Source organism: Candidatus Nanopelagicales bacterium (genome assembly GCA_018003655.1).
Lineage (GTDB): Bacteria > Actinomycetota > Actinomycetes > S36-B12 > UBA10799 > JAGNDY01.
Genome location: JAGNDY010000097.1, coordinates 1 through 6,249, shown reverse-complemented (window position 1 = coordinate 6,249; position 6,249 = coordinate 1). Strand labels below are relative to the sequence as shown.

Below are 6,249 nucleotides of genomic sequence, written 5' to 3'. Positions count from 1 at the left end.
CAAATCGGCGCACCACCGAAGAGAACACAAGGAGATTTACATGGCACGAGCAGTCGGAATCGACCTCGGAACCACCAACTCAGTCGTCTCCGTCCTTGAAGGCGGCGACCCAACAGTTATCGCGAATGCCGAGGGCGCCCGCACGACGCCGTCGGTTGTCGCGTTCGCCAAGAACGGCGAGGTCCTCGTCGGAGAGGTCGCCAAACGGCAGGCCGTCACCAACGTTGACCGCACCATTCGTTCAGTCAAGCGCCACATGGGAACCAACTGGTCCGTCGACATCGACGGCAAGAGCTACACCGCGCAGGAGATCAGCGCGCGAGTTCTGGGAAAGCTGAAGCGCGACGCCGAGGCCTACCTGGGCGAGCCAGTCTCCGACGCCGTCATCACTGTCCCGGCGTACTTCAACGACGCCCAGCGCCAAGCGACCAAAGAGGCCGGCGAGATCTCCGGACTCAACGTCCTGCGCATCATCAACGAGCCCACTGCCGCTGCGCTCGCCTACGGGCTGGACAAGGCCGAGAAGGAAGAGACCATCTTGGTCTTTGACCTCGGTGGCGGAACTTTCGACGTGTCCCTGCTTGAGATTGGCGACGGGGTCGTTGAGGTCAAGTCCACCAGTGGCGACAACCACCTCGGTGGTGACGACTGGGATGCCAAGCTCGTCGACTACCTGGTGACGCAGTTCAAGAACGCTCACGGTGTCGATCTGGCCAAGGACAAGATGGCCATGCAGCGTCTACGTGAGTCTGCTGAGAAGGCCAAGATCGAACTGTCGAGCTCCAACCAGACGGCGATCAACCTGCCTTACATCACGGCATCGGCCGACGGCCCGTTGCACTTGGACGAAACGCTCAGCCGCGCGCAATTCCAGGCAATGACCCAGGACCTCTTGGATCGTTGCAAGAAGCCGTTTGAGCAGGTCATCAAGGACGGCGGCATCAAGGTCGACGACATCCACCACGTCGTGCTTGTTGGCGGCTCGACCCGGATGCCAGCAGTAGCTGACCTGGTCAAGAGCATGACCGGCAAGGACGCGAACAAGGGCGTCAACCCGGACGAGGTCGTCGCGATTGGCGCCGCACTTCAGGCCGGTGTGCTCAAGGGCGAAGTCAAGGATGTCCTGCTGCTTGACGTCACCCCGCTGTCGCTGGGCATCGAGACCAAGGGCGGCATCATGACCCGCCTGATCGAGCGCAACACCACCATCCCGACCAAGCGCTCGGAGACCTTCACGACTGCCGACGACAACCAGCCGTCGGTGCTCATCCAGGTCTTCCAGGGCGAGCGCGAGATGGCGTCCTTCAACAAGAAGCTCGGCACCTTCGAGCTCACCGGGTTGCCGCCGGCGCCGCGTGGTTTGCCGCAGATCGAGGTCACGTTCGACATCGATGCCAACGGCATCGTGCATGTGTCGGCTAAGGACTTGGGCACGGGCAAGGAGCAGTCGATGACGATCACCGGCGGCTCCGGTCTGCCAAAGGACGACATCGAACGGATGATGCGCGAGGCCGAGGAGCACGCTGAGGAAGACGCTCGTCGTCGCGAAGAGGTCGAGGTGCGCAACGGTGCCGAAAGCCTCGTCTACCAGACCGAGAAGTTCATCGCCGATAACGCCGACAAACTCCCGGATGAGGCCAAAGAGAACGTCAGCGGTCCACTCGATGAGTTGAAGAAGGCCCTTGAGGGCACCGACACCGAGGCGATCAAGACCGCGTCGGAGAAGGTTGCCACCTCGAGCCAAGCTCTTGGTGCTGCGCTCTACGCAGACCAAGCGGCTGCGGCCGACGGTGGCGCACCTGGTGGCGACGGTGGCGAAGGTTCCGCGTCTGACGATGACGAAGAGGTCGTCGAGGCCGAGATCGTCGACGAGGACGAGAAGAAATGACCGAGTCCTCGCCGGACAACCACGACGAGGCGGCTGACGGTGTTCGCATCACGGACAAGCGTCGAATCGACCCGGAGACCGGAGCGTTGAGTGAGCCCGCTCCGGCCTCCGAGGCCGACGCCGCCACGGAGGCGGTCCAGGGCGAAATCATCGAAGTCGAGAATGGCGAGGTCTTGTCCGAAGACGTCGAGGATGCGGCCGAAACGGCAGGTGCGCAGGCACGCGTTGCCGAGTTGACTGGGGACCTGCAGCGCATCACCGCGGAGTACGCCAACTACCGAAAGCGAGTCGATCGCGACCGCGAGCTGAACCGCGCGTTGGCTGTCGGTGCGGTGCTCAACGAGTTGCTGCCAGTGCTTGATGACATCGATCGGGCGCGCCAACACGACGAGTTGACGGGCGCTTTCAAGTCCGTCGGCGAGGCCCTTGAGGCGACGACAACGCGGCTGGGTTTGACTCGTTACGGAGTTGCCGGTGATCGATTCGATCCGGAGTTGCACGAAGCACTGACGCAGGCCCCGTTGCCTGAGGGAATCGTCGCTGCCGAAGACCCTGACGCAGGCACTCCGGCCGGGCCGGTCTGCTCGCAGATCTTTGAGCCCGGCTACCGGCTCAACGATCGCGTCATCCGTCCAGCTCGAGTCGCAGTCACCGAGTGACAGAGGCGCATCGGGCAGACACGGCGCCGGAGGAGGCGCCTGAGGCAAGCACGCCGCCGAGAGGAGGGACGACAGATGGCACCGGAGGGTGAGGGCATCCGTCGGGAGTGGCTCGACAAGGACTACTACAAGTCGCTGGGCGTCTCCAAGAAGGCGGAAGCTGCCGAGATCAAGAAGGCCTATCGCAAGCTCGCGCGCGAACTGCATCCGGACGCGAACCCGGACAACAAGAAGGCCGAGGATCGCTTCAAGGAAGTGACTGAGGCGTACGACGTGCTTGGCGATGCAGAAACGCGCCGCAAATACGACGAAGCCCGGGAAATGTACGGCGGAAGCGGCACGGGTGGCTTCGGCCGAGGTGGCTTCGGCCGTGGCGGTCGCCAACCCAGTGGCGGAGCTCAGACGTTCGACGCCTCGGACTTCGGCGATCTGTTCGGCCAAGGTGGCGCCGGCGCCGGCGGGGGCGGTTTCGGTGACGTGCTCGGTGGGTTGTTCAACCGAGGTGGCCGTAGTCGCTCGCCGCGTCGTGGCTCGGACATCGAAAGTGAAGTGACGATGGGTTTCCGCGATGCGCTGCATGGCGTGACGCTGCCGTTGCGGCTGAGCACAGAAGGAAGCTGTCAGACCTGTGGCGGGTCAGGCTCACGCCCAGGGACCGCACCGAAGGTGTGTCCTGCGTGCCAGGGAGCCGGTGCCGTGGTTCATAACCAGGGCGGCTTCGCGTTTTCCGAGCCCTGCGAGACGTGCCGCGGACGCGGTGTCATCATCGACGACCCATGCCCGACCTGCCACGGAACCGGCCATGGGACGAGTTCCCGCACCATCCATGCCCGCATTCCCGCTGGCGTTCGCGATGGCCAGAAGATCAAGCTCAAGGGCAAAGGTTCGCCGGGCGAGAACGGTGCCCCCAATGGCGACCTCTACATCGTGGTCCACGTGACTGCCGACCAGGTTTTCGGGCGCGACGGAATGAACGTGACGCTCAGCGTCCCGATTGCATTCGACGAGGCTGCTTTGGGCGCCAACGTCAAGGTGCCAACCCCGGATGGTTCATCGGTGACCCTGAAGATCCCCGCGGGAACTTCCAACGGTCGCAAGTTCCGCGTGAAGGACAAGGGCGCGCACCCGCACAGCGGCAAGCACGGTGACTTGATTGTGACGGTGCAAGTCGCTGTCCCGTCGGCGTTGGGCGACGAGGCGAAAGCGGCCGTCGAGGCCCTGCGCGAAGCACGCGGCTCGGAGGATCCGCGAGCAGAACTATTCGCCAAGGTAGGTGATGCGTGATGGCTGCCCGCTCCTTTGACGACAACCAACCGGTCTACGTCATTTCGGTGGCCGCCGATCTAGCCGGTCTGCATCCCCAGACCCTGCGGCAATACGACCGGCTCGGCCTCGTGTCACCCGACCGGGTAGGTGGACGCAACCGGCTGTACTCAATGCGCGACATCCTGCGACTTCGCGAGGTCCAGCAGCTCGCCGCGGAGGGGATGAACCTCGCTGGCATTCAACGCGTGTTGGAGCTGGAGAACGAGGTCGCTTCACTGCGAGCGCGGCTTGCGCAACTCGAACGGCACAAGTCATCCACTGCGCTGGTCGTCTGGCGCCCGCAACGGCGGAGGTAAACCCGATGGATATGCAATTCACCACCCGGACGCAGGAGGCGCTGACCTCCGCGATGCAACTGGCGGCGGCCAACGGCAATCCCGAGGTCACCTCCGCGCACATTCTGTTGGCCCTGTTGCAACAAGGCGATGACGGAATTGCGGCGGCATTGTTGGAAGCGGTTGGTTCTGATCGCACCGCGCTACTCGGCAAGACTCGCGAGCTGGTTGCCAAACTCCCAAGCGCGACGGGCGGTGCCAGTCCGCAGTTGTCCCGCGACGGACTTGCCGCCGTCCAGACAGCGCAGGAGTTCGCCCAGGAACGTGGCGACGAGTACGTCTCCACCGAGCACTTGCTCATCGGCCTGGCTCGCAAGGGCGGCCAAAGTGTGGAGGACGCACTCGCCAACTCCGGAGCCAACCCCGAGGCGCTCATCGATGCGTTGAGCAACGTTCGTGGAGCGACCCGAGTCACCAACGCCGACCCGGAAGGTAGCTTCCAAGCGCTGGAGAAGTACGGCATCGACCTCACAGCGCTGGCGCGCGAAGGCAAGTTGGATCCGGTTATCGGTCGAGACAGCGAGATCCGTCGCGTCGTTCAGGTGCTGAGTCGTCGAACCAAGAACAACCCGGTTCTGATCGGCGAGCCCGGCGTCGGCAAGACCGCCGTGGTCGAGGGCTTGGCGCAACGGATCGTTGCCGGCGACGTGCCCGAGTCACTGCGCGGCAAACGCCTGATCTCGCTCGACCTCGGCGCGATGGTGGCCGGTGCCAAGTACCGCGGCGAATTCGAGGAGCGCCTCAAGTCGGTATTGGAAGAGATCAAGGGCTCAGACGGCCAAGTCGTGACCTTCATTGATGAACTGCACACGGTGGTGGGTGCTGGCGCCAGCGGGGAGGGGGCGATGGACGCGGGCAACATGCTCAAGCCAATGCTCGCTCGCGGCGAACTGAGGATGGTTGGCGCGACCACGCTGGACGAGTACCGCCAACACATCGAAAAGGACGCCGCGCTCGAGCGCCGATTCCAGATGGTGTTGGTCGGCGAGCCAAACGTCGAGGACACCGTCGGCATCCTGCGCGGACTCAAGGAGAAGTACGAGGCGCACCACAAAGTCGCCATCGCTGACTCAGCCCTGGTTGCCGCGGCGACGCTGTCCGATCGCTACATCACCGCGCGCTTCCTGCCAGACAAAGCCATCGACCTCATCGATGAGTCAGCGTCTCGCCTGCGAATGGAGATCGACTCCTCGCCGGCGGAGATCGACGATCTGCAGCGCTCGGTTGACCGATTGCGGATGGAGGAACTCGCCGTCGCCAAGGAGACCGACGAGGCCTCCATGGCGCGGCTCGAGAAGATCCGAGCAGACCTGGCGGACAAGGAAGAGGCGTTGCTGGGCTTGCGGGCGAACTGGGAGCAGGAGAAATCCGGCCTCGACCGCGTCGGCGAGATCAAGATGCGCATCGACGAGTTGCGCATGGTTGCTGATCGCGCCCAACGCGACGGTGACTTTGAGCAGGCCTCACGCATCGTCTACGCCGACATCCCCGCGCTGGAGAAGGACCTGGTCGAGGTGACCGCGCAGGCGAATGCCCGCTCGGCGATGGTCAAGGAAGAAGTCGGTCCAGCTGACATTGCTGAGGTGGTGGCGTCGTGGACCGGGATTCCGGCTGGCCGCCTGCTTGAGGGCGAGAGCGAGAAGCTCTTGCGAATGGAAGAAGAGATCGGCAAACGGGTGGTCGGCCAGGTCGATGCCGTCCGGTCGGTGTCTGACGCAGTCCGGCGGGCGCGAGCCGGCATCTCCGACCCCAACCGCCCGACCGGTTCGTTCCTGTTCCTCGGTCCCACCGGCGTGGGAAAGACCGAGCTTGCCAAGGGTCTGGCGGACTTCCTATTCGACGACGAGCGGGCCATGATCCGCATCGACATGAGCGAGTACGGCGAGAAGCACTCGGTCGCGCGCCTAGTCGGTGCACCTCCTGGCTATGTCGGGTACGAGGAGGGCGGTCAACTCACCGAGGCAGTTCGCCGTCGGCCCTACTCAGTGGTGTTGCTCGATGAGGTGGAGAAGGCCAACCCGGACGTCTTCAACATCCTGCT

General features: G+C 63.9%; 5 protein-coding genes. All 5 read left to right on the top strand.

Translation table 11 applies throughout. The features are described from left to right. Window positions 1-40 precede the first annotated feature (40 nt). Window positions 41-1,888 carry a molecular chaperone DnaK gene (gene dnaK, locus KAZ48_10180; protein ID MBP7973157.1) on the top strand — a complete coding sequence of 616 codons (1,848 nt, stop codon included), beginning with the start codon at window positions 41-43 and terminating at the stop codon, window positions 1,886-1,888. Then, window positions 1,885-2,547 carry a nucleotide exchange factor GrpE gene (gene grpE / locus KAZ48_10175; GenBank protein ID MBP7973156.1) on the top strand — a complete coding sequence of 221 codons (663 nt, stop codon included), beginning with the start codon at window positions 1,885-1,887 and terminating at the stop codon, window positions 2,545-2,547. Before dnaK ends, grpE begins: the two co-directional genes overlap by 4 nt. A gap of 75 nt (window positions 2,548-2,622) precedes the next feature. Further along, entirely contained in the window at window positions 2,623-3,831 is a 1,209-nt protein-coding gene (gene dnaJ / locus KAZ48_10170; protein ID MBP7973155.1) for a molecular chaperone DnaJ, read from the top strand. Beyond that, window positions 3,831-4,169 carry a MerR family transcriptional regulator gene (locus tag KAZ48_10165; GenBank protein MBP7973154.1) on the top strand — a complete coding sequence of 113 codons (339 nt, stop codon included), beginning with the start codon at window positions 3,831-3,833 and terminating at the stop codon, window positions 4,167-4,169. The genes dnaJ and KAZ48_10165 overlap by 1 nt, the downstream gene beginning before the upstream one ends. A 5-nt stretch (window positions 4,170-4,174) precedes the next feature. Beyond that, on the top strand, window positions 4,175-6,249 hold a 2,075-nt coding region (locus tag KAZ48_10160; GenBank protein MBP7973153.1), incomplete at its 3' end, for an AAA family ATPase.